A 22,345-nucleotide genomic window follows, 5' to 3' on the forward strand; every position below is an offset into this window, starting at 1 on the left:
GGCCGTACATTAAATTCTGGTCAACGCGATCAGCTTTTTCAGTTGTTATCGACTGAAGATGATGTGGTGGCTTTGGCTGCTGCCATACAGCAAAAACTAGATACGGAAAAGAATCAACGTCAAGCAGCTGATATTGTGCTTCAGGGCAACATTAATACAGAAGCCGCAACAAGAGCTAATGCAGTTAACAATGAGTCAAATGCCCGAACTAATGCTGACAATGCTTTGTCAGTACGTTTGAAAGCATTGGAGGATTTACCACCACCACTTGGTGTTAATCAAACTTGGGTGGATGTAAAAAGCTCAAGAGTTGCAGGGACTGTTTATACTAATCCTTACAATCGTCCAATTGCAGTGAATATAACAGTTAAGGTCTATCACGACTCTTCACCAGCTCAGTTGCTAATAGATAGTAAAGTACATGCTCAAGTAAATTGTGATGTTGGCCCTAATGGTTATGTTGTTTCACCGATGTACACTGTTATACCTGCTGGAGCAAAATACAAACTGAGTAATGCAGATGCTATTTTATTTTGGGAAGAGTTAAAGCAGGCCGATTAATTTTGAAATTTATTTTCAAATGTTGAAACTAAGATGAGCGCCAATTATCTCGAAATTTTTGCGAAATTATCTCGGCGCGCATCAGGCAAGCTAAGAAATCGGTACCAGCCTACTTACAACTCAAACAAAAGCATTCAAAGAAATAACCATCAACTTCTCTCAACTCAAAACCTCTTTTTAATATCATGATTGATTTTTAATTCAACTTGCATTAATATTTTCTTCGGTACATATCGTATCGCATCCATATCGAGGGTTTTATGTTGGAGATAGCAGTAATCTGGTAACTAAATTTCAATAGCACATTGAAATTGGTTATCTGCGCGATTTTTTGGGCTTTAAGCCTAACTTTGCCTCTGATTATTTCTATCTGGATAACAACATGAACTTATCTAAGTCCGAACAACGGACACTGCACGTCTTAGCAAAAGGCGGAAAAATCGTAAAACTTCGTAATGACTCAGGTCAAATCATCGCTGTAGAGTGCTATAGCCGAGAAGGTTTCTTGCTGTCCGATTGCGACCTTGCCGTTTTTAACAAGCTAAGAAAGAAAAAACTGATTAAATCCATTAATGGACAGCCCTATCAAATTAATTTACATGGGCTTAGATCAGTACGCCCACAGTTAGACAATCGTTAACACACAACCATCGGTTTGGATAAATCCTTGGTTGTACTTAGATGATGTCTATCAATCTAATCTTAGATCGGGTTTATCCAAATTACATATGGTTTATTTTGAGAAAGAAAATGGAACTAGACGTAATTCAAAACCGCTTAGCTTTTTTACGAGAAGCGGAAAAACTAAAAAATGTGCTGCGATTTTCACATACTTCCAATGGTCGCCAAGAAAGTACCGCTGAACATAGTTGGCGTTTATGCTTAATGGCGATGATTTTTGCAGATCAATTTAAAGACATTGATTTGGAGAAATTACTAAAAATGTGTTTAATTCATGATCTTGGCGAAGCCATTCATGGTGATATTCCAGCCATTCTGAAAGATCAATTTCCAACTAAGAATCAGCAGGAAAAACAGGATTTTTATCAATTAACCGAATGTTTAGATGATAAACCTCAAATATTGATTCGATCACTCTGGCAAGAATATGAAGATGCAAAAACACCAGAAGCAAAAATCGTTAAGGCACTAGATAAGCTAGAAACGATCCTTCAACACAATCAAGGAATCAACTCACCTGATTTTGATTATGAATTTAACTTAAGTTATGGAGAGAAATATACAAATGATTCTCCACTACTCAAACAAATTCGAGCAATTTTAGATCAGGAAACACAAGAGAAAATGAAGATGAATATGCACATTCGCGATGAAAACCCATCTGACATTCAAAGCATTTTTGATTTAACCCAAGCTGCTTTTGCAACAGAAGAGCATTCAAGCCATACCGAGCAATTTATTGTGAATGCTTTACGTGATTCCAATCAGCTCATGCTTTCCTTAGTCGCGGATTGTAACAATAAGATTATTGGTCATATTGCCTTTTCACCCGTGCAGATTTCTGATGGCACAACTGGTTGGTATGGACTTGGTCCGATCTCGGTACTTCCAGAATATCAAGGTCAAGGAGTAGGTTCTAAACTGATGCATGCTGGTATCGAAGCGCTTAAAGATTTGGATGCGGTTGGTTGTGTTTTATTAGGTGAACCGCAGTATTACGGCCGATTCGGTTTCAAAGCAGATTCAAGACTGGTATTAGCTGGTGTCCCTGCCGAATATTTCCAGATCTTGCCATTTACAGAAGATGTCCCGACAGGTGAAGTGGTTTATGCGGATGCATTTAATGCCACAGCATAATTCCACAGACTAAATCACATGAAAGTAGAAGTTCGTATCGAATCGATGTGAACTTCTATTCTTTCAACAAGACAAAATCGTGACTTCTGAAGCGTGCAAGACTGCCTCAAATGTCTCTGCATACCCTGCAATCAACTCAGCTTTATCCGCTCCATTAATGATTCGCCGAGCACCTATATAATCTTTCTTATTTTGGCAGATGTAATCAGACAATTTCTTACCGGTAAACATCCCTTTTTTCATTCCAACAATCATGACACGAGCTGCAATATCCGCTTGTAAAGCCAGTTTCGGATTTTTCACTAAATCAATTTTTAAGTAATCCCCCATTCGCTTATAGTTTGCCAACCATGTCAGTTGTACATAGCCATAGCCGATATAGGGATAATATTGCTTAGACTTTAGATACTTTTCTGAACCATATTCAATCACGGGTTGCATCGTTTTAGCCGTTTCGTGCCAAGCCGTTGCCAAGATATAAGCGGCTTGGGCAGATGTGATCGCCCCATCTTCATCAAGCACTGAAACCAGAAAATTGATTCCATCGACCTGCAACTGACTTAATTTTCCAAATGTGTGGCGCAAAATATCGAAACCGTCTTGTGTTATTTTCATGTCATTTTCCTCTTTATAATAAAAAACCGCCCGAAGGCGGCATTGGATTGTTTTTTCTTTAGAATTTGTCTTTAAAGTCTTTCACCTCTTTTGCTACATCCAAAATGGTTGAATCTTCTCGTGCATTAATATAATTAAAGGTCCAACGAATAATCGCCCATACTGGCAAACCACAAAGAAAGTACAGACCTCCCAAGGCAAATGCGCCATATGGGTTTTGACTCCACTCTTGCAAGCCAAAATGCTGAATCACAAAAGCACCTCCGGCAATGCTGCCAACTGCTGTTGAAATGAGTGAAACCACCCATTCACGTCGAGACTTGGGTAACCGTGTCATAATCACAACCATCCAAGCCAAAAACATAAAAGTGAGTGCCATCATGACAATAAAAAAAACTCCATAAGATTTAATTACGGCTGCAATCCCTGCACCCGTTGAAACAAACTCTGTCATTATTTTTCCTCCATAAATAGAAAGGCCCTAACTTATTCAAAGTTAAGGCCTCGATTGACATTTTAAGCAAAACCACATAACCGACTACTCTCAATTCATTTTGATCACCATTGCTTAATTATTTAATTTAAATTCATACTATTGTGGATAATGCGTCATCCAACTTTGCTGAGCATGAAACTGCACAAAATCACCTGCGTTCACTTGTAAGCCCAAGATTTCACCTTTACTGGTTAAGTGATAATAGATATTGTCTTCAAGTGCTGATGGCATTTTATAATCCAAGCTGACATAGGCCTCTCGCAGATCAAAATCCAGTTGCTTTAAATCTTCTTGTGCAACAATGTGATAATACTTCGGCAATTTTAGGGAATTGGTTGAATGCCACTCTCCAACAAGTTCATAGTCAACATAGACCTTCATCGATTGAGAGCCAGTAATCTCAAAGGTCACAATTGGGTTTTCTGAGGGGTTAGCTTCAATAAAAGTGACGTTATTCAGACTATTATATTCGCCCAAAGTCACCACAAATTTATCATCCAAAAAATAGCTATGAATGACAAATCCACGCTCAACTTGGTTTAACTTCACCTGATGTTCAGGTTGCTGATCCACACCTAAAATGACAATTGACCGTTGCGCTGTATTTGCGCTGCTAAAAGAAAATTGACCTTTCTGTGCTTGGAAATAAGCAGATAAAGATACTTGGCACGCATCCTTCACTTTGACAGAACCTAATTGAGCATTCCCTTCAATATATGCAGTCGCTGTGAGATCAGCTGTTGTTTGCATAATCGCAGGCACAATCTCGGCATAAGAAAGAATATCTAAGTGTTTAATGGAGAAAGTGCCTAGCAGCATTTTATTTGTACAATTCATTTTAATCACCTTCAGTTATTTTCGGCTTTAAGCCGCCATCAATAGACAACAACCAACAATCTGTAGATATAAAAAAACTCGGCATCAATAAGAAACCGAGTTTTTAGGCAATAAAAAAGCCCATCTATCAAATGAGCTTTTTAATTATGATCGAAAATTTTATATTACGACCAGTGTAATAAAACTATAACTTAGTTTCCTAAAAAATGGAATCATTAAATCACTAGCTCTTTGTAAATATTTCTTTCCTTAATTTTCTTAAAACTAATGTATGAATACTAAAATTAATAGACCTCAATCAAAGTTCATTCACTAAATCATTTATATACGCTTTTTGATATCATTCTTATTTAGAACTAAAAAGGTTTACACAATATTTGTAGTTTTCCTCTTTGCTTACATGCCCTCCAACATGGACACATGAGCAAAAATTTTCCATCTAATTGTATTTTATTGATTTAGAAATATCAACATCATAGCATCTAGAATCTAATCGAACAGGCTTCCTCGGAAACAATGAATTCGAGCTATATATTGAATAGAAAATTCCGCCGCAGACAATAACGATTAAAGTCAAAATGGGTGAATGTTTTTTTAACATTAATAGCCTCCTTCTTCTTAGATATATTTATATTATCCACATATTAAAAGCCCACATAAAAATGAGCTTTTAATCAAGAATATTTTAACAGCAAAATTAGAATAAATATAATTATGAAGTTGACAATTACATCTATAAAATATCATGCCTTCATTATTTTATAAGTATCATTCCTATATTTTTCTATTGCAATTTCTGCTTCTTGAATTGCATTTTCAAGCACATTTATGAGTTTAATCTCATAACATTTCCATGTCTTTCTATAACAATCAAGACTCATTTGATGGCGGCTGATCCCAGCATAAGCCAAACGTCCTTTTGCAGTATAGTTTTCCTCTAAATCAGGATCTAATACAAAATCCAATACCATCCGTGCTATCAATTCTGCCAAATGGTACATCGCAATACGTTCAGGCTCTCGTTTTTTATCTTGTACGGCTTGCTCAATAAATACTTTAGCCAAATGTTGACGGACATCGTCATAGTCTTGCTTGCTTTTATGTTCGAACACAATCAATGCCGTGACCGACTTTGCCAATTGGCTTTGCATTGAGGCAATCACACCCAAACGATCTTCATAACTCAAGGTTCTCTCACCTGTACCACGCACAAAAGGCTCTAAATTTGGTGAACGCAAGCTTAGCCCCTGCATTAACCATTCAAATTTTTCAAACTTTGCTACATTTGCATTCATAACTTCACCTCTTATTGATTTATATATTTTGTGATTTAGCGATCATTGTATTTGTTGCGTTTAGTGATACTTTTCTCTCGCTTCAACAATATTCATGGCCTGATGAATTTCTTCAAATCGAGCTTTAGTACAGGGCCGAGTTGCACTTTTGATTTGGGAAATATAACTATGTGCACAGCCCAAAATACCCACCAATGCTTTTGCCCGTCCCTTATGCGCATCCAACCACTGACTAAACATCTGAATTTGGGCATCTGTTGCCTGATTGGCGATTCTTATACTTTTCTTTAATTCTTTTTGGGTTTTTTCTGGTGATACAAATTTAGTCATATGATTTGGCCTTGCTTTCAAGCGCTGCTCATATGTATTTTGGATCTTTGTGATTACATTGCCTTGAGCCAACCATGCTTCAATTTCCGCATCAAGATTTTGCTTAATATGCATGTTTGGATTGATTGTCTTGTTCATGCCGCACCTCCAGCATTTAACCTAATGAATAAGACAATTATATTAGTAAACTAATATTTATTCAATAAGAATACTAATTTGACTTCACATTAGCTTGCTAATATTCTTAATCTATTGATTTAAGGTGCATTAAAATGCTTAAAGATCGGCTCAAAGAAGCAAGAAAAAAAGCCAAGAAGTCTCAAAAAGATGTGGTTGCTGCTGTCGGCATTACACAATCTGCACTTAGCCAGCTTGAAACAGGACTGGTAAGCTCATCATCACATTTGCCTTCGATTGCTAATTTTCTAGGTGTAGATGCTTATTGGTTACAAACGGGTCAAGGGCATGCCACACCGAAAGAATCTGGTCATGAAGATACTTCAAATATCTCCCCTGTAAAAGCCAATATGGCTCCAGTACTCTCCTGGGTCCAAGCGGGCGTTTTTACCAATGTGGAATCGGTTGATATCACACAAGTTGAAGAATGGCTGCCATTGCCAGATGATTGCGATCACTGCTTCTATTTAAAAGTACAAGGTCTCAGTAATTATCCTGTTTTTCATGAGGGTGATTACATCTTGGTTGATCCAACCGTGCAATATAGTGATATGCAGTCAGGTGACATGATTGTGGTGAGAAAGCATGAAGATGCAACATTTAAGCGCCTAGTGATCGAAACTGATAATTCAAGATATCTGCAAGCACTGAATCCAGAATTCAAACCCAACATCATTCCACTGGATGAAGAATGTATTTTTGTCGGTGAAGTGGTCGATTCCATTCGCTATATTTACCAATCCAAACGTCGATCGAAGATCAAACATAGCTAATGGATAAAGGCTTATTTATTAGTATTCTTATTCAAAGCTAATATTAGTAGGTTAATTATTTATACCATCAAACAAATTCATATAAAAAAGCCTAGATGATCTAGGCTTTTTTGTTCAACGTCATATTACTTCGCAGCAGTTGCTTCAGTTGTAATATTGACAGTGATCTTATCCCCTACGTTCGGAACGTAGTTACCGATACCGAATGCAGAACGGTTAAAGCTTGTTGTTGCATTAAAACCAATTGCAGGTACTTTCGCCATTGGATGCTCGCCTTGTTTATTCAGTACAGCATCTAATACCACAGGTTTAGTCACACCTTTAACAGTTAAATCACCCGTGATTTTGAAGTGTTTCTTGTCTTTGGTTTCTACTTTAGTACTTTTGAAGGTAATGTTTGGATATTTCGCAGCATTAAACCAAGCTTCTTCTTGGAACTCTTTATCCAAAGCAGCAACATTGGTATTTACGCTGCTTAAAGGAATAATCACTTCTACAGATGAATTTGCAGGTTTTGAATTATCAACTTTAATCGTACCTTGGATGTCAGTGAAATTTGCACTTGGTGTAGAGAAACCAAAGTGATTCCAGCTGAATACGGTCGCAGTATGCGTTGGGTCAATTTTATAGTCGACTGGCGCAGCCAACGTTACAGAACTCGCTAAAGCGACTACTAAACCGAGGCTTAATGTTTTAAATTGCATTTTTCGTATCCTTGTTTGATATAGTGATTAGTGTATAGATCATGTATTTTTATTCACTAGTCTTTATAAAACGATATGTTTCACCAGTGCAACAATAAAAGCGTTACAGCGCTTATCAAAAATCAATATCATAAGACCATTCGATACTGGACAATTGATCAGCAAGATCACATGATCAATGGGTATATTTTGATTTAGATACTTCACGATAAACAACAAGGTAAAACATGACACATACAGCACAAGCACTCAGTACAACAACACCTTATCGCGTTACATTGACAGATCCTGCTGGCCATACTTGGTATGCAGATGAGCCTGCAGATAAAGGTGGTCAAGATACTGCACCCAACCCTGTTCAGTTGGTACTTTCAGCTTTAGGGGCGTGTACAACGATTACTTTAGAAATGTATGCCAATCACAAAGGGATTAAGCTTGATCATGTTCAGGTTGATTTAGCCTTAAATCCCAATGGTGAACCAGAATCAGGTCACAACAATATTGAACGTAAAATTATCTTAAAAGGTGAATTTACCGAAGATCAGCATAAACGTTTATTAAAAGTTGCTGAAAGCTGCCCAATTCATAAATTGTTAACGTCAAATATTTCGATTCAGAGTGAATTAAGTATTGGCTAAGTAGCCCTTACACTAAATTTCAATCACATTCGTATACCATTCCAATGAGCCACTCATCGAAATATCTATTGCTCGGTCGACAATATTTGTGAGCTCATTTGGAATAAATGAATATAAATTTTCCCCATCGAAATGAATCCAAAATTCAGGTGGTGGAGTGTCAGAACCATCTATAAACCCACCTGTTTCGTTTTCACCTAAACAGTCAAACATTGATGAGTGCACATCAAATACTAATATTTTGCCCTTTAACTTTGTCCAACTTGGTAAGTGATGATATTTAACTCGAGCTTGAATAGCCTCTTCAAAATAAGTCTGCATACGATAAGCATAATCACCACCACCCAATGTTTGATCACCTTTTCCATTTTTGAAACGTTCTTGTAATGCGCGAAATAAAAAATTATATTGTGCGCACTGCCAAAACATTTCTTTTTTATTTAAATTTTTCAAATACCTATATTTAATATCATTTAATATTTCATCAAAAGCATGAAGTTCGAATTCCGTCCTCATCACAATACCTCAATCTATTAAATTTCAATAAAGTACCACTGATCAGCTATATAATTAGCTGCTTCATCATTTGGATCAATATAATGAATATGTATTCCTCATGTGATCAGGAATTTGTAGCCTCCAATTTTTGGCCAAACTTAGCCTGTCCGCTAAAAGATATTGGGGATCATAAGAACCTGCCGATAAGGTATGGGCATTAAAATAATCTTCATCTAAATATAAACAAATTTCACTAGCAAACATATCTGGTTGCACAATAACACACGCCACTTTACAGAATTTTAGTCCTTGAGGTTTTGCTTCAATTAAATACTGACAAGCATTCATAAGATATTGAGCACACTCAGCCTTTATTTCTTGTTGAGCGTGTTTTCCTTGAACCATATTCATGGGTACAGGTATCTTCCAATTATAATAATGCAAACCGCTCATTTTTATATTCCATTTAATCATCATAAAAAAAGCGCCCTTAATCAGGACGCTTTTTTATACGACTTAATTCAATTAAGCAGTCAATTCTTTAACCGCAGCAACAACCGCTTCAGTGGTGATACCGAAGAATTGGAACAAGTCTTTTGCTGGCGCAGATTCGCCGTAAGTGGTCATACCGATCACTTTGCCGTCTAAACCAACAAACTTCCACCAGTAATCCACATGAGCCGCTTCAACCGCTACACGTGCACGGATATGCGCAGGCAATACCGCTTCACGATACGCAGCATCTTGCTTCATAAACTCTTCAGCACATGGCATAGACACTACACGCACACCTTCAAGTTGTGCATATGCTTCCATTGCCAATGAAACTTCTGAACCTGTTGCAATGATGATTGCCTTCAATTCACCTTTCTCTTCAGCAAGTACATAACCACCTTTTGCAGCGTTTTGAATTTGAGCTTCATTACGTGCTTGGAATGGTAAGTTTTGACGAGAGAAAATAAGTGCAGATGGACCATCTTTACGTTGAAGAGCAGACTTCCAAGAAATTGCAGCTTCAACTGTATCACATGGACGCCATGTATTTAGGTTCGGTGTACCACGTAACGATGCAATTTGTTCAATTGGTTGATGCGTAGGACCATCTTCACCCAAACCGATCGAGTCATGCGTATAAACATGAATCACACGTTGCTTCATCAATGCAGACATACGTACTGCATTACGCGCATATTCCATAAACATCAAGAATGTTGCAACGTAAGGAACGAAACCACCGTGTAAAGCCACACCATTCGCAATTGCAGTCATACCGAATTCACGAACACCGTAATACACGTAGTTACCCGCTGGGTTTTCTTGTACGCCTTGGCAACCTTTCCAAAGCGTTAAGTTAGAACCCGCCAAGTCAGCAGAACCACCTAATAATTCAGGAAGTAATGGACCGAATGCCTGTAAAGTATTTTGGCTTGCTTTACGTGTTGCAATGGTTTCTGCTTTTGCATTTGTTTCAGCAATGAATGCATCTGCTTGTGCAGCAAATTCAACAGGTAAATCACCATTAATACGACGTAATAATTCAGCTGCGTCAGTTGGATATTTTGCTTGGTATTGAGCAAACAATTCATTCCAAGCTGCTTCAGAGGTTTGACCTTTTGCTTTTGCATCCCAAGCTGCATAAACATCTTCAGGGATAACAAATGAATCTTCTTTCCAGCCTAATGCTTCACGAGTTAAAACGATTTCGTCTTTACCCAATGGCGCACCGTGGCAATCTTCTTTACCTTGTTTATTTGGTGAACCTAGACCAATAATCGTTTTACAGATGATAATGGTTGGTTTATTAGTTTCAGCTTTTGCTTCTACAGTCGCTTGACGGATTGCATCAGCATCATGACCATCTACACGAAGAACTTGCCAGCCATAAGCTTTGAAACGTTGTTCAGTATCATCGCTGAACCAACCTTCTACTTCACCATCAATTGAAATACCATTGTCGTCATAGTACGCAACAAGTTTACCAAGACCCAAAGTACCTGCAAGTGAACATACTTCGTGAGAAATACCTTCCATCAAGCAGCCATCACCTAAGAAACAGTAAGTGAAGTGATCAACAACATTTAAACCGTCTTTGTTGAACTGCGCTGCCAAAGTTTTTTCAGCTAATGCAAAACCAACTGCATTTGCAATACCCTGACCTAATGGGCCAGTTGTTGTTTCAATACCAGGTGCATAGCCATATTCAGGGTGACCTGGTGTTTTAGAATGTAATTGACGGAATTGTTTTAAATCTTCAATAGATAACTCATAACCAGTCAAATGCAATAATGCATATTGCAACATTGAACCATGACCATTCGACAATACGAAACGGTCGCGGTTCGCCCATTGTGGGTTCGTCGGGTTATGATTTAAAAATTCACGCCAAACAACATCAGCGATATCTGCCATCCCCATTGGTGCACCTGGATGCCCTGAGTTTGCTTGTTGCACAGCATCCATTGCCAAGACACGAATTGCATTTGCAATACGACGTTCATTTAAAGGGGTTGTCATAAGTCAGAATCCGATTAAATCAAATAAGATGAGAGAAGATGAGAAATCATCTTTCAAAAGATGCGACTATTGTCTTAAAAAAACGCCAGTGGGTAAAGTCCAATACACGATATTTCTTATTTTTCACGCATTCATTTGGGATTCTGGGAGCAAATGTTCATGTGATAGACAACACACTTCTTCGCTAGACACAATTTTAGGCCCTAAATTACAGATTTATTCATATAAAAAGGCATTAATATCAGTTTCCCTGATACACATATCAATAAAAACATAATGAAAATGAAATAAATTCATGCTTTTTAGTCAGCTTATGCTAGTCCTCTGCGTCAAGTCGATGTAACATACTCTGTCTTTTTGAAAATACCAATGATAGGACGTTCATGCGCGAGTATGCTGTTTTTACTTCAGAATCTGTAAGCGAAGGTCATCCAGACAAAATGGCTGACCAAATTAGCGATGCAATTTTAGATGCAATCCTAAAAGAAGACCCGTATGCGCGTGTCGCTTGTGAAACATTAGTAAAAACAGGTGCGGTTGTTCTTGCTGGTGAAATCACAACAACAGCAAATGTGGACTTTGAAGCGATTGTACGTCAAACCGTAAATGGTATTGGCTATCACCATTCTGATTTAGGTTTTGATGGTTCTACCTGTGCCGTCATCAACATGATCGGTAAACAATCTCCTGAGATTGCACAAGGTGTTGACCGTCAAAAGCCAGAAGATCAAGGTGCTGGCGACCAAGGTTTAATGTTTGGTTATGCAAGCCGTGAGACTGATGTTCTCATGCCTGCTCCTATCTCTTATGCGCACCGTTTAATGGAGCGTCAAGCAGAATTACGTCGTTCAGGTACATTACCGTGGTTACGCCCAGATGCGAAAAGCCAAGTGACATTTGCTTATGAAAATGGCAAACCTGTTCGTTTGGATGCAGTTGTATTATCAACACAACACGATCCTGAAATCTCTCAAATTCAGCTTAAAGAAGCGATTATTGAAGAGATCGTTAAGCCAATCATCCCAGCTAAAATGTTCCATGCAGGCACTAAATTCCATATCAACCCAACAGGTATGTTTGTAATTGGCGGCCCTGTAGGTGACTGTGGTTTAACTGGTCGTAAGATTATTGTAGATACTTATGGCGGTATGGCACGTCATGGTGGTGGTGCTTTCTCTGGTAAAGATCCATCGAAAGTTGACCGTTCTGCTGCTTATGCGGGTCGTTATGTGGCAAAAAACATTGTTGCTGCTGGTTTAGCAGATAAATGTGAAATCCAAGTAAGTTATGCAATCGGTGTAGCAGAGCCAACATCGATCTCTATTAATACCTTCAATACAGGTAAAGTATCAGATGAGTTGATTATTCAACTTGTACGTGAACACTTTGACTTACGCCCGTATGGTATTACACGTATGTTGAACCTGATTCAACCGATGTATAAGCAAACTGCAGCTTATGGCCACTTTGGCCGCGAAGGTTCAGACTCTGCCTTTACTTGGGAAAAAACAGATAAAGTTGAAATCCTTAAAGATGCAGCTGGATTGTAATCCATAGTGCTCTTCTATAAAAAAGCTCGCAAATGCGAGCTTTTTTATTTACCCCAAAATTATTTAGCAGAATCTGTATTATCTTGCTTAAACATCTCAAACAGTGAATTGCTTTGAACGGGCTGATCTTCTTGATGATGTTGCGTATACAAATGCGCAAGCTTAATAACAACGACAACGGCTAGACATGCGGCAACACAGAACATCCATAGACCATACGGACTACGGATATGATGAGAGCCACAATGTGGACACTCTTTATCAGTTGATGCAACAACCTTGTCACAACATGCACAATGATATTGATATAACATCATTAATTCCTCCTACCACTTATTTTTTATTTTCTTTTTACAACAATTTCAAATGTTGCACTTTTATCCTATGAAAAAAAAACTGAGAATTCAATCTAGTTTTCTGACCTATTCATTCAAATTAACAATTTTTTATGACAATTTGATTAGAATCTCGATTTTAAACAAATCTTTAAGTTCTTAATATTATTTTGATCTTTCACATAATTTGATAAAATAATCTTTTGAAACTGTGGAATACATCATGACCGAATTAATTAATAAAGGTGGATTTCGAGAACGTGCAAATCGTAGCCGTAAATACAAACAGTCCGAAAATGAGATTACAACTCTTCAACCAAGCCACTATCAGCCACAAAACAAAGAAGCCGATCTGCCTGCCACTCCAGAACCAGCTCAGAATCCACAAGAGCAAAAAGATAAGACATAAAAAAGCACACGCTATTGGTGTGCTTTTTTAAACCAATTGAAATCAGTTTACGTCTTTAAACTCAATTTTCTTTTGATCAGGTTTTACTTCACGCGCTTCGCCATCAATAATGGTTGAGTCTCTATATTGACCACCACCTTGTTGATTCTGCATATCCTGCATCTGACGCATCAGATCAGCAAATGGGTTCTGCCCTGCAGCACTACCAGCGCCCATGCCTCCCATCATTTTATCCATCATGGCTTGCTGACGTTTTGCCATCGTTTTCATCAATGCATTACGAAACGCCGTTTGAACAGGTGGAATTAAAACCAACACTGCCAATACATCAGAAATTAAACCAGGAACCATCAATAGAAAACCAGACATCGCTAGCGCCAATTTCTTGGTGACTGCTGGATCACCGCCTAATTGGCCTGTCATCTGCATTTGCTGCAATTGAGGCATGATGCTCGATGTACTTGAACGAACCATATTCAAGCCAATGAAGAATGCGATAATGAACCAGAAAAAGACATACCACATACTTCCAACGAGGTCACCCACGCCAATCCAAACTAAAACTTCGGCAATTGTGCCAAATACCACGATAAGAAGTAGATTCATGTCAAATCTCGAAAATTAAAACCTTGTGCAATCTTGAAGAATCAATCCTGACACAACAAATAAAATAAACTCAATAATCTAATTGATGGGTACATTTCTCAATTTATCAAGTCTGATATGATAGCTTGTATAAAAAAGCTCCCAATTAAATTTGATCTAATTGAGAGCCTCAATAATCTCTATCGATTAGCCACAAGTCGCTTGGATAATCTTCTTAGACTGCGGATCAATCGTTACTGTTACACGATTTTCACGATAATCCATAGTAACAGGCTGATTTGGTCCTACACTGCGAACAATCTCAGACTTAGTTTTTTGTTTGATTTGATCTTCGCTTAATCCAGACTGACCAATTAACTTTGTCGCTTCATCTGCTAGGCATTTTGGCTGACTTGCGCGGAACAACTCCCACTCTTCAACTACTTGTCCATTTGGTAACTTACAGTACCCAACCTGACCATTGGCTTCATTTTTAATTTCCAACTGACCACCTTGCTCTACGCAATATTTGCTTGCAGGGTTCGCCATACCAATTTTTGGCGGGGTCATATCTTTATTTGGTGTTGCTGAACACGCCGCCAATGAGGCTACAATTGCACCTAAGAGTAAGATCTTTTTCATAATTTGAATTCTGATAAAGTGAAAAGGCAAAGATAACAAAATAATGTCGATTATTATGTCTATGATTTGAAACAAAAAGAACTTAGGCGAAAAAGCATGGGCTGCATAAGGATGTAACCCATACTTTTTCACTCACAAACTTATCCAATAGAATAAAGATACGCTTATTGAATAATGATGTATTCCAACCGAATAGCCTGATCAATCAAGTAATGCTCTTTGATAATATAAAAGTAAGGTCGTGTATCCACCCACTCATCCATTGCCATAATAGCTTGCGTGTACCCCGTTGCCGCTGAAAAATCTTTAACTTGTATAATATCCATGGACTTCATCCTTTTTTATTTAGCCTAACATATTATATTTATTCATATATAGAACAAATTGAAGTCGAATAAGTCATTTATACACCACTCATCTTTCAAGCTTAAGAAACATAAAAAATGTCTCACAGGGTGGAGACATTTTTTATTAGAAATGAAGAAAATCGAATATTAAAACGAAACCATTTTGCCAGGATTGAGCATTCCAGTAACACCATACCAACCTTTTGACATTGGAATCGCTAAGGGCGCCAATAAACGACCAAATAAAATATCGTTGTGCTGAATTTTAGTGAGCATTGCATAATCGGTGTTCTTAGCTGAAAAATCATCTGCAATTGCTTTACCTATACGGACGGTTTGCGCCACACCATGCCCACTCCAACCATGTACCGCATAAATTGGAAATTTATTGCCAAATTTTCGATTATCAGTTGCGCCATTCATAGTCAAATCACTGACACCACTCCAGCAAAAGTCCATTTCGACATTTTCAAGCTGCGGAAAAACTTTATTAATTCGGCCTAATAAATATTGATTCATTCTGCCTACTGCCCAACTTATGCCTGTACCTTGCCCACCAAAAAGCAATCTATTCTTAGAAACACCACGATAATAATCAATCTGTAATTGCGTATCGTAGACAGGATGATCGTGCGGTAATAATTCAGTCATTGGCATGTCTAATGGCGCCGTAACTGCAATATAAGTATGAAATGGAATTGCTGTTTGTTTCTTTTCAGGGAGTAACTTAAATGCATTGTGATGTACTGCAATCACGACACTTTTACGTGCTTTAATCACACCCGATGCCGTCTGTACATAAACTCCATCAGCTTGTTCAGCGATCGACAATACTTCCGTTTGTTCAAACACCCGCCCGCCATTCTTACAGAAGCCATGTGCCAAAGCACGGTTAAGTGCCAATGGATGAATATGGCCACCCAAGTTATCGACCAAACCACCTTTATACAGGTTGGACTTGATCAACTCTTTTAATTCATACTCACCCACCACTTTCGTGTGATCCTCACCCAAATATTTCCGAGCATCTGCACCTTGAGTCAAGGCAATCAAATGTCCCTCATGTACCGCAGCGGTAATATGTCCACGTTTACGTGCCAAATTTACAGCATACTTTTCAGCAATTTGATCAATTAAAGACATTGCTTCCGTAGAGGTAAAATGCCAAAGTCTCTTGGCATCTTCATAACTAAAGCGCTTAATCATCTCCTCAGCTTCCCAACGCGCCAAACCTGGAGTAAGCTGCCCACCATTTCGACCTGATGCTGCGGAGCCAATGCGATTCTTTTCAACCAGAATCGTATCAACACCCTGCTCAGCCAAATGCAATGCTGTTGAGGCACCTAACAATCCACCACCGATCACAACAACATCACATTCTTGATCTGCTGATAAAGCATCAAAACAATGCCAGTCCTCTAAAGAACTCTCATAATAGTTTGCAGGATGATCAAATTGACCGTGTTTCGGATTAACCCAATTCCACTCACTCGAATTTTTATATGCTTTACTTTCTTTAAAAACAACATCATCTAAATGCGCTGGTTTCTCTATGTCACCAAACATTCTAAATTCACCTAAAACAATTTTTTACCGATTAATGCAAGCAGCTTATCGCAGAAAAATTGAGTAACAAAACCAGAATCTTTCAATAATTTTGATAGGTATATCCGTAGCCGAACATTCCATCAATATACTCAGATTATGAAAACCAATTAAATTTGATGTGCCCAGATCTTCAAGCATCGACGATAAAAATGAGGTGATTCAATAAAAATCAATAATTGAAATTAAAAAAGCACCCGAAGGTGCTTTTCTCTCTTATAGGCTAGTTGCAATCAATACCACAAAGCTGAATAACAATGTACCTAAAGATCTCTTGCAATGTACATGAACTTCTTGCTCAAACCCTTGAGCATACGGCTCCAAGTTTTCCATAACTTTAACGCTCATTAAATGTACTACACTTATTAATTTGCCTAACAAATCAATAGGAATAAATTAGCAAAAAGTCGTATATCTCGCTAGTGCAATTCTTCAACCAAATGGTGAATTTATGACAAAAATCGACACTTAATACAAAATAATTTTAAAAAAGAGCCTGCTTTACATCAAGACATAAAAAAAGCCCACCAAAGTGAGCTTTTTTTTTAAATATCGCGCTTAGTTTTAAGCAACGACAGTAATACCACTTGCTTGAGGGCCTTTTTTACCTTCAGTAATTGTAAAAGACACACGTTGACCTTCATGTAGTACTTTGAAACCACTGCTTTGGATTTCGCTGAAATGAGCAAAAACGTCTTGTCCAGAGTCTGCATGAATAAAGCCAAAACCCTTAGTTTCGTTGAACCACTTAACTGTACCAGTCACAGTATTAGACATATATTTAAACCTATTTTAAAAAATTTGGGGCGCTTAGCAGCGAGCAACTTGGAATCATAAACTCTGAGAGGAAATCTGATAAAACGAAAGGTTTATCTACAACTATATGAGATGCAAGATTTTCTGAATCAACAGCGTTATTCTTCTAGTTAGCTTTCACTATACACGACTTTACATTTTTCACGCAATCTCTATCTATCAATCCTACTCCCTACGTCTTTTTTCCGCAGGTTATTCAAGACTACGAATAAACAGAAAATAATTTTTCTAATTAATTTTCATACACTTAAATTTAAATATTTTCATCTAAATTCTAAATTATGATTTTTATATAAATTTTTAACATATTATTTCATTTTCTTTTACTCTCAAATATTCGCTATCTTCACTCAGTTCAAATTGTTTTAGCCACAAAAAAAGCCCACTGTTGTGAGCTTTTTTTTCACTGGTCTAAAGTAATTAGATAACAGTAATTAGAGTTGCTTGTGGGCCTTTTTTACCTTGACCAAGAACAAACGAAACGCGTTGGCCTTCATTCAATACTTTGAAGCCCTTGCTTTGGATTTCGCTGAAATGAGCAAAAACATCTTCGCCAGAGTCAGCTTGAATAAAACCAAAACCTTTAGTTTCGTTGAACCACTTAACAGTACCAGTAACTGTATCAGACATACCTTTAAACCTTTTAAACTTTGTTCATTTATGAATTAAATCAAAATTTTTACATCATGATTTAATACAATCTATCCTTATTGAATAGATACTACAAGTATGTGAACCATTTATGTCAATCGATAAAGTTGATTAACATCGGTATAAAAGCTTTTCCCGTCCAAATTAAAGTCAATTTCTTGACCTGATTCCAACAGGATCTTCTTTCCTACTTCTACCCATTTAAAACCATTCAGCGTATTTTGCTGACGCTTTAAAGGGATGATTCTCACACAAATTTCATTGCCATTACTGGCTTTGGCTACACGCCATTCATTAATAATTTTCAACACAAAATCACTCATTTCTGAGCTCAAGTGATCGATTTTGATTTACTATAACACTAGATAGATGAGAGAGGATAGCTACATTTCTAGAATCTAATAATTTTTAGCTTTATTTAGGGTTATTTCAGCTAACTTTATTACTGTCTATTCTTTTTAGACAGTAACCTTAAATACATCACAGAGCATAACTAATTTAATTCGGTTGGTAGCGGGAGCTGGATTTGAACCAACGACCTTCGGGTTATGAGCCCGACGAGCTACCAGACTGCTCCATCCCGCACCGACGAGTTAGCTTTATACGCACATCTTCCCCACAATGCAAATTATTTTTATAAAAATCGCTTAATTTATCAATTAATGTCTAAATTACACACAAAGTGATCAAAACTCACTCTTATTCAATGGGCCTGAGTTAATCTTGCAAATGAGTTCTCAATTTTCAGATATTCAATAAATCAATTAAGATTCGTTCAATAAAACAACTATTTCTTTATAATTCAAAATTCTACAAAAATATTATGCAGTAAAAAGCCCATTATGTAACAATATCATCACCCTTTCATTTATATAGTGCTGCATGTCATTAATTATTGGTATTGACCCTGGTTCACGCTTAACAGGTTATGGAATTATCGAAAAAGATGGCAATAAGCTGCGGTTTGTTGATGCAGGAACCATTCGTACTGAAACACAAGAAATGCCTGAACGTTTGAAACGTATTTTTGCGGGTGTCGAACGTATCGTTAAATTTCATGGTCCAACAGAAGCAGCGGTCGAACAAGTATTCATGGCACAAAACCCCGATTCGGCTCTTAAGCTCGGTCAGGCCCGTGGTGCGGCAATTGCTGCACTGGTGAATCTAGATTTACAAGTCGCAGAATACACAGCACGTCAAATCAAGCAGTCTGTTGTCGGTTACGGCGCAGCAGAAAAAGAACAAGTTCAGCTCATGGTGATGCGTTTGCTTAATTTAACCATCCAACCTCAAGCGGATGCAGCAGATGCGCTTGCCGCAGCAATTTGTCATGCTCATGCGTCAGGTAGTATGAGTAAAATGGCAGTACTCAATGCTTTAGGTGGTATGGCACGCGGCCGTAGCCGTTCGAGTAGCAGACGCCGTTAAACCTTTTGATTCACGACTTTATATATCATTTTTGCCATGTCATGCGCTTGTAATCCCCTCATACCCTTTTCAGCCAGCAGATCGCCTGCCTGTGCATGTAGGCTGACGATCTCATGCAATGCAATCTGTTGATGAAATTGAGCTTTTAAACTGGCAATCATACCTGCCAGCACATCTCCCATTCCTCCAGTTCCCATTCCAGCATTACCCTGCGTACAAATAAATAATTGTTCTTCTAAAATTAAACTACCTGCACCTTTCAACACCCATTTCCCTGCATATTTTTGTTGTAACTGTTGAATGGCAGCGATACGGTCTTGTTCTATATCCGCAGCAGTACACCCCAAGAGTGTTGCTGCCTCACCTGAATGTGGCGTTGCATAGAGATGCTGGTTTAATTGTTGCGGATGCTTGGCCAGAAACCACAAGCCATCTGCATCAAGTACAACCTCTAAATGTGAGTTTAGCTTGAGTAAATCAAACCATTGTAAATATATTTGCTCTGCCCATTCATCTCGACCTAAGCCCATACCAAAACAGACTGCATCCACTTGCATTAATAGCTGCTGAATGGCTTGCTGATCTAAGGCATTAATGTCTCGCACCATAATATTTGGTGAACGTGCCAAAATGGCTTGATGATGTTTTACATGACAAATGACACTGACTTTACCAGCTCCTGCATGAAACGCCGCTTCAGCCGCCATAATCACTGCACCGCCCATGTCTGCATGACCACCAACAACAAGCACATGCCCATAATTACCTTTGTGTCCAAAGGCTTGACGCTTGGGTAAAACGATTTTTTCAGGTGACAGATAAGCAAGTGGTTTTAATTCTTGGTCAATCGGAATCAAACTCAGCAAATGTAGTTTCCCCACATATTGCTTAGCTTGACCCGTAAACAAACCTGCTTTGTAGCCTAAGATCGTAAAGGTTTGATCGGCTTGTACTGCGCAAGGCAAAGCTTGTCCTGTATTGGCCTGTAAACCACTAGGAATATCGATTGAGACTTTTAAGCCTGTTTGTGCATTATACAATTGAATAATTTCTTGCCAGTTTGGATCTAGCATTCGGTTGAGACCAATGCCAAATAAAGCATCAATATGACAATCAAAAGTGGGCAGTTCTTGATGGACAGCATTTTCAGATAAAAGATAATCAACACTTTGAATATCGACTTGATGAGACTGGGCAAAATCTGCGGCTTGTTTTAAATCCACGGATTGTCCGAGTTCTGTTGCAAATACCGTAATGCTAAATCCGTATTGCTTAAGAAACGCAGCAATATAATAGCCATCACCCGCATTATTACCCTGCCCGCACCAAACTGCGATCTTTTGAGTTTTATTTTGCTGAAATTGTTGCATTAACTGTTGTGTAATTGTCCAAGCCGCTTGCTGCATGAGCCCTAAAGATGAGTTTTGCTGAGCAAACCAACACTGCTCCCATGCTTGGATACTTCGGCTATGGTAAACTACAGCTTGCATGTTTTTCTCCTTATTATCGTTTTATGGCTTCAAGCACACCATCTCAAACACAGTCTCAGAAAACGCCTGATAAAATCAAGTTGCAACAACTTGACCCTCAAGCATTAAAAGACTGGATCAAAGCACAGGCATTAGACTTGGGCTTTGCTGATTGTGTCATTGCCAAACCAGATGCTCAAGATCAAATGCCACGTTTTAAAGAATATTTAGAACGTGGTTATCATGCAGATATGCACTATTTAGAAGAAAACTTAGACAAGCGGGCTGACCCAACCTTGCTCGTTCCTGGTACAAAAAGCATTATTTGTGTGCGAATGAACTATCTTGTGGCATCACCCAAGCCCCGTTATGTACCATTTCAACCAAATTCTGCCATTATTGCGCGTTATGCACGAGGTCGTGACTATCATAAAGTCATGCGTGGACGTCTTAAAACCTTAGCGACCCGTATTAAGGAAAAAGTCGGTGATTTTGAATCACGCCCCTTTGCTGATTCTGCCCCTATTTTTGAAAAATCGCTGGCTGAAAGTGCAGGTATGGGATGGACGGGTAAGCACACCTTATTGATTCATAAAAAATCGGGCTCTTTTTTCGTTTTAGGAGAACTGTTTACTTCTCTAGAACTGCCTTTTGACCAACCTGCGACTGCACATTGCGGTTCATGTACTGCCTGTATTGATATTTGCCCAACACAGGCGATTGTTGAACCGTATATGCTGGACGCCAGAAAGTGTATTGCTTATCTAACCATTGAATATAAAGGTATTATTCCTGAAGAATTACGCTCAGGTATTGGCAACCGTATCTTTGGCTGTGATGATTGCCAGTTGATTTGCCCTTGGAATAGCTTTGCTAAAAAAGCGTCTATTCCAGATTTTGATCCAAGACATAGCTTAGATGACATCAGCTTATTAGAGATTTGGCAATGGGATGAAGCAACGTTCTTAGCCAATACAGAAGGCAGCCCAATCCGCCGTACAGGCTACCAATCCTTTAAGCGCAATATTGCAATCGGTCTAGGAAATGCTCCATACTCGGCTGAGATCGTGACGCAATTGCAAGATGCAAAAACGCTGCACGATGAGATCGTCAATGTACATATTGATTGGGCAATTCAACAGCAATTGCAGCAAATAAAAGTACACTGAATAGAAAAATGGTGTTTTTTGCCCTTTGGCTTTGGCACGATTTCTGTATGATGAATCTCAATGTCTGTAATCAATCATCATGG

25 protein-coding genes, 1 tRNA gene and 2 pseudogenes are annotated in these 22,345 nt (G+C 38.3%); 9 read left to right on the plus strand and 19 right to left on the minus strand.

All coding sequences use genetic code 11. The features are described 5' to 3' along the window. The 3 genes and pseudogenes from MN869_RS07290 to MN869_RS07300 all read left to right on the plus strand — a co-directional run. Positions 1-561, plus strand: a pseudogene (locus MN869_RS07290) (hypothetical protein); the annotation flags it as partial. A gap of 382 nt (positions 562-943) precedes the next feature. Next, positions 944-1,201: a YjhX family toxin gene (locus MN869_RS07295; protein ID WP_005285282.1), complete on the plus strand. Its 258-nt coding sequence runs from the start codon at positions 944-946 to the stop codon at positions 1,199-1,201. 110 nt (positions 1,202-1,311) lie between these two features. Beyond that, the gene (locus MN869_RS07300; RefSeq protein ID WP_081406942.1) at positions 1,312-2,379 is read left to right on the plus strand and encodes a bifunctional HD family hydrolase/N-acetyltransferase; all 1,068 of its coding nucleotides are present in this window, start codon (positions 1,312-1,314) and stop codon (positions 2,377-2,379) included. 63 nt (positions 2,380-2,442) lie between these two features. Here the strand turns inward: MN869_RS07300 and MN869_RS07305 are convergent, their stop codons facing one another. The 5 genes from MN869_RS07305 to MN869_RS07325 form a co-directional block, all read right to left on the minus strand. Next, entirely contained in the window at positions 2,443-2,994 is a 552-nt protein-coding gene (locus MN869_RS07305; protein ID WP_033133303.1) for a chitinase, read from the minus strand. 58 nt (positions 2,995-3,052) lie between these two features. Further along, positions 3,053-3,448 (minus strand): hypothetical protein, encoded by a 396-nt coding sequence (locus MN869_RS07310; protein ID WP_004807705.1) that lies wholly within the window; start codon positions 3,446-3,448, stop codon positions 3,053-3,055. Positions 3,449-3,586: 138 nt separating this feature from the next. After that, positions 3,587-4,327, minus strand: a complete 741-nt coding sequence (locus MN869_RS07315; RefSeq protein WP_033133304.1) for a hypothetical protein — start codon at positions 4,325-4,327, stop codon at positions 3,587-3,589. Between the two features lie 743 nt (positions 4,328-5,070). Further along, the gene (locus tag MN869_RS07320) at positions 5,071-5,622 is read right to left on the minus strand and encodes a hypothetical protein (RefSeq protein ID WP_033133305.1); all 552 of its coding nucleotides are present in this window, start codon (positions 5,620-5,622) and stop codon (positions 5,071-5,073) included. Between the two features lie 60 nt (positions 5,623-5,682). Further along, complete coding sequence (locus tag MN869_RS07325; RefSeq protein ID WP_033133306.1) at positions 5,683-6,090, minus strand: hypothetical protein; 408 nt, start codon at positions 6,088-6,090, stop codon at positions 5,683-5,685. A 134-nt stretch (positions 6,091-6,224) separates the two neighbouring features. On the opposite strand from MN869_RS07325, the gene MN869_RS07330 reads away from it, so the two are divergent. After that, positions 6,225-6,902, plus strand: coding sequence for an XRE family transcriptional regulator (locus MN869_RS07330; RefSeq protein WP_005316102.1), 678 nt, complete (start codon positions 6,225-6,227; stop codon positions 6,900-6,902). 125 nt (positions 6,903-7,027) lie between these two features. On the opposite strand, the gene MN869_RS07335 is transcribed toward MN869_RS07330, so the two are convergent. Continuing rightward, on the minus strand, positions 7,028-7,606 hold the full coding sequence (locus tag MN869_RS07335) for a YceI family protein (protein WP_243307018.1): 579 nt from the start codon (positions 7,604-7,606) through the stop codon (positions 7,028-7,030). A 227-nt stretch (positions 7,607-7,833) separates the two neighbouring features. Between MN869_RS07335 and MN869_RS07340 the strand changes: the two genes are divergently transcribed. Beyond that, complete coding sequence (locus tag MN869_RS07340) at positions 7,834-8,244, plus strand: OsmC family protein (RefSeq protein ID WP_033133308.1); 411 nt, start codon at positions 7,834-7,836, stop codon at positions 8,242-8,244. 12 nt (positions 8,245-8,256) lie between these two features. Here the strand turns inward: MN869_RS07340 and MN869_RS07345 are convergent, their stop codons facing one another. From MN869_RS07345 to tkt, 3 genes and pseudogenes are all read right to left on the minus strand, one after another. Further along, the gene (locus MN869_RS07345; protein WP_033133309.1) at positions 8,257-8,760 is read right to left on the minus strand and encodes a hypothetical protein; all 504 of its coding nucleotides are present in this window, start codon (positions 8,758-8,760) and stop codon (positions 8,257-8,259) included. 17 nt (positions 8,761-8,777) lie between these two features. Beyond that, positions 8,778-9,180: pseudogene (locus MN869_RS07350) on the minus strand (DUF3916 domain-containing protein); the annotation flags it as partial. Positions 9,181-9,267: 87 nt separating this feature from the next. Continuing rightward, complete coding sequence (gene tkt / locus MN869_RS07355; RefSeq protein ID WP_033133310.1) at positions 9,268-11,256, minus strand: transketolase; 1,989 nt, start codon at positions 11,254-11,256, stop codon at positions 9,268-9,270. Between the two features lie 383 nt (positions 11,257-11,639). Between tkt and metK the strand changes: the two genes are divergently transcribed. Continuing rightward, positions 11,640-12,806: a methionine adenosyltransferase gene (gene metK / locus MN869_RS07360; protein ID WP_033133311.1), complete on the plus strand. Its 1,167-nt coding sequence runs from the start codon at positions 11,640-11,642 to the stop codon at positions 12,804-12,806. Between the two features lie 59 nt (positions 12,807-12,865). Here the strand turns inward: metK and MN869_RS07365 are convergent, their stop codons facing one another. After that, the gene (locus MN869_RS07365; RefSeq protein ID WP_004807761.1) at positions 12,866-13,123 is read right to left on the minus strand and encodes a hypothetical protein; all 258 of its coding nucleotides are present in this window, start codon (positions 13,121-13,123) and stop codon (positions 12,866-12,868) included. Between the two features lie 241 nt (positions 13,124-13,364). Between MN869_RS07365 and MN869_RS07370 the strand changes: the two genes are divergently transcribed. After that, positions 13,365-13,550, plus strand: coding sequence for a hypothetical protein (locus MN869_RS07370; RefSeq protein WP_004807762.1), 186 nt, complete (start codon positions 13,365-13,367; stop codon positions 13,548-13,550). A 42-nt stretch (positions 13,551-13,592) separates the two neighbouring features. Here the strand turns inward: MN869_RS07370 and MN869_RS07375 are convergent, their stop codons facing one another. The 8 genes from MN869_RS07375 to MN869_RS07410 form a co-directional block, all read right to left on the minus strand. After that, positions 13,593-14,156 (minus strand): FxsA family protein, encoded by a 564-nt coding sequence (locus tag MN869_RS07375; RefSeq protein ID WP_033133312.1) that lies wholly within the window; start codon positions 14,154-14,156, stop codon positions 13,593-13,595. A 186-nt stretch (positions 14,157-14,342) separates the two neighbouring features. Beyond that, positions 14,343-14,777, minus strand: a complete 435-nt coding sequence (locus MN869_RS07380; protein WP_033133313.1) for a DUF333 domain-containing protein — start codon at positions 14,775-14,777, stop codon at positions 14,343-14,345. A 164-nt stretch (positions 14,778-14,941) separates the two neighbouring features. Next, the gene (locus MN869_RS07385) at positions 14,942-15,103 is read right to left on the minus strand and encodes a hypothetical protein (RefSeq protein WP_005316127.1); all 162 of its coding nucleotides are present in this window, start codon (positions 15,101-15,103) and stop codon (positions 14,942-14,944) included. 168 nt (positions 15,104-15,271) lie between these two features. Continuing rightward, positions 15,272-16,690, minus strand: coding sequence for an FAD-binding oxidoreductase (locus MN869_RS07390; protein ID WP_033133314.1), 1,419 nt, complete (start codon positions 16,688-16,690; stop codon positions 15,272-15,274). Positions 16,691-17,293: 603 nt separating this feature from the next. After that, a complete protein-coding gene (locus MN869_RS07395; RefSeq protein WP_004807774.1) occupies positions 17,294-17,506 on the minus strand; it encodes a cold-shock protein in 213 nt (70 codons plus the stop codon). 459 nt (positions 17,507-17,965) lie between these two features. Continuing rightward, a complete protein-coding gene (locus MN869_RS07400) occupies positions 17,966-18,175 on the minus strand; it encodes a cold-shock protein (protein ID WP_004653101.1) in 210 nt (69 codons plus the stop codon). Between the two features lie 110 nt (positions 18,176-18,285). Then, entirely contained in the window at positions 18,286-18,519 is a 234-nt protein-coding gene (locus tag MN869_RS07405; protein ID WP_004807776.1) for a hypothetical protein, read from the minus strand. Positions 18,520-18,704: 185 nt separating this feature from the next. Continuing rightward, positions 18,705-18,781 (minus strand) — tRNA-Met (locus MN869_RS07410). 297 nt (positions 18,782-19,078) lie between these two features. Between MN869_RS07410 and ruvC the strand changes: the two genes are divergently transcribed. Next, positions 19,079-19,624 (plus strand): crossover junction endodeoxyribonuclease RuvC, encoded by a 546-nt coding sequence (gene ruvC / locus MN869_RS07415; protein ID WP_004807778.1) that lies wholly within the window; start codon positions 19,079-19,081, stop codon positions 19,622-19,624. Here ruvC and MN869_RS07420 read toward each other — a convergent pair. After that, positions 19,621-21,114: a bifunctional ADP-dependent NAD(P)H-hydrate dehydratase/NAD(P)H-hydrate epimerase gene (locus MN869_RS07420; RefSeq protein WP_033133315.1), complete on the minus strand. Its 1,494-nt coding sequence runs from the start codon at positions 21,112-21,114 to the stop codon at positions 19,621-19,623. The genes ruvC and MN869_RS07420 overlap by 4 nt on opposite strands. Positions 21,115-21,137: 23 nt before the next feature. Here MN869_RS07420 and queG point away from each other — a divergent pair, with 23 nt between their 5' ends. Beyond that, complete coding sequence (gene queG / locus MN869_RS07425) at positions 21,138-22,262, plus strand: tRNA epoxyqueuosine(34) reductase QueG (protein WP_033133360.1); 1,125 nt, start codon at positions 21,138-21,140, stop codon at positions 22,260-22,262. Positions 22,263-22,345: the final 83 nt, after the last annotated feature.

The organism is Acinetobacter sp. NIPH1876 (assembly GCF_022808535.1).
GTDB classification, from domain to species: Bacteria; Pseudomonadota; Gammaproteobacteria; order Pseudomonadales; family Moraxellaceae; genus Acinetobacter; species Acinetobacter higginsii.

What these genes read in the sequence shown, in the direction of transcription:
- MN869_RS07295 (WP_005285282.1), top strand. Translation starts at nt 944, where the DNA reads ATGAACTTATCTAAGTCCGAACAACGGACACTGCACGTCTTAGCAAAA.
- MN869_RS07340 (WP_033133308.1), top strand. Translation starts at nt 7,834, where the DNA reads ATGACACATACAGCACAAGCACTCAGTACAACAACACCTTATCGCGTT.
- MN869_RS07310 (WP_004807705.1), bottom strand. Translation starts at nt 3,448, where the DNA reads ATGACAGAGTTTGTTTCAACGGGTGCAGGGATTGCAGCCGTAATTAAA.
- tkt (WP_033133310.1), bottom strand. Translation starts at nt 11,256, where the DNA reads ATGACAACCCCTTTAAATGAACGTCGTATTGCAAATGCAATTCGTGTC.
- queG (WP_033133360.1), top strand. Translation starts at nt 21,138, where the DNA reads ATGGCTTCAAGCACACCATCTCAAACACAGTCTCAGAAAACGCCTGAT.
- MN869_RS07385 (WP_005316127.1), bottom strand. Translation starts at nt 15,103, where the DNA reads ATGGATATTATACAAGTTAAAGATTTTTCAGCGGCAACGGGGTACACG.
- MN869_RS07300 (WP_081406942.1), top strand. Translation starts at nt 1,312, where the DNA reads ATGGAACTAGACGTAATTCAAAACCGCTTAGCTTTTTTACGAGAAGCG.
- MN869_RS07400 (WP_004653101.1), bottom strand. Translation starts at nt 18,175, where the DNA reads ATGTCTGATACAGTTACTGGTACTGTTAAGTGGTTCAACGAAACTAAA.
- MN869_RS07390 (WP_033133314.1), bottom strand. Translation starts at nt 16,690, where the DNA reads ATGTTTGGTGACATAGAGAAACCAGCGCATTTAGATGATGTTGTTTTT.
- MN869_RS07325 (WP_033133306.1), bottom strand. Translation starts at nt 6,090, where the DNA reads ATGAACAAGACAATCAATCCAAACATGCATATTAAGCAAAATCTTGAT.
- MN869_RS07305 (WP_033133303.1), bottom strand. Translation starts at nt 2,994, where the DNA reads ATGAAAATAACACAAGACGGTTTCGATATTTTGCGCCACACATTTGGA.
- MN869_RS07345 (WP_033133309.1), bottom strand. Translation starts at nt 8,760, where the DNA reads ATGAGGACGGAATTCGAACTTCATGCTTTTGATGAAATATTAAATGAT.
- MN869_RS07320 (WP_033133305.1), bottom strand. Translation starts at nt 5,622, where the DNA reads ATGAATGCAAATGTAGCAAAGTTTGAAAAATTTGAATGGTTAATGCAG.
- MN869_RS07420 (WP_033133315.1), bottom strand. Translation starts at nt 21,114, where the DNA reads ATGCAAGCTGTAGTTTACCATAGCCGAAGTATCCAAGCATGGGAGCAG.
- ruvC (WP_004807778.1), top strand. Translation starts at nt 19,079, where the DNA reads ATGTCATTAATTATTGGTATTGACCCTGGTTCACGCTTAACAGGTTAT.
- metK (WP_033133311.1), top strand. Translation starts at nt 11,640, where the DNA reads ATGCGCGAGTATGCTGTTTTTACTTCAGAATCTGTAAGCGAAGGTCAT.
- MN869_RS07365 (WP_004807761.1), bottom strand. Translation starts at nt 13,123, where the DNA reads ATGATGTTATATCAATATCATTGTGCATGTTGTGACAAGGTTGTTGCA.
- MN869_RS07405 (WP_004807776.1), bottom strand. Translation starts at nt 18,519, where the DNA reads ATGAGTGATTTTGTGTTGAAAATTATTAATGAATGGCGTGTAGCCAAA.
- MN869_RS07330 (WP_005316102.1), top strand. Translation starts at nt 6,225, where the DNA reads ATGCTTAAAGATCGGCTCAAAGAAGCAAGAAAAAAAGCCAAGAAGTCT.
- MN869_RS07370 (WP_004807762.1), top strand. Translation starts at nt 13,365, where the DNA reads ATGACCGAATTAATTAATAAAGGTGGATTTCGAGAACGTGCAAATCGT.
- MN869_RS07315 (WP_033133304.1), bottom strand. Translation starts at nt 4,327, where the DNA reads ATGAATTGTACAAATAAAATGCTGCTAGGCACTTTCTCCATTAAACAC.
- MN869_RS07335 (WP_243307018.1), bottom strand. Translation starts at nt 7,606, where the DNA reads ATGCAATTTAAAACATTAAGCCTCGGTTTAGTAGTCGCTTTAGCGAGT.
- MN869_RS07395 (WP_004807774.1), bottom strand. Translation starts at nt 17,506, where the DNA reads ATGTCTAATACTGTGACTGGTACAGTTAAGTGGTTCAACGAAACTAAG.
- MN869_RS07375 (WP_033133312.1), bottom strand. Translation starts at nt 14,156, where the DNA reads ATGAATCTACTTCTTATCGTGGTATTTGGCACAATTGCCGAAGTTTTA.
- MN869_RS07380 (WP_033133313.1), bottom strand. Translation starts at nt 14,777, where the DNA reads ATGAAAAAGATCTTACTCTTAGGTGCAATTGTAGCCTCATTGGCGGCG.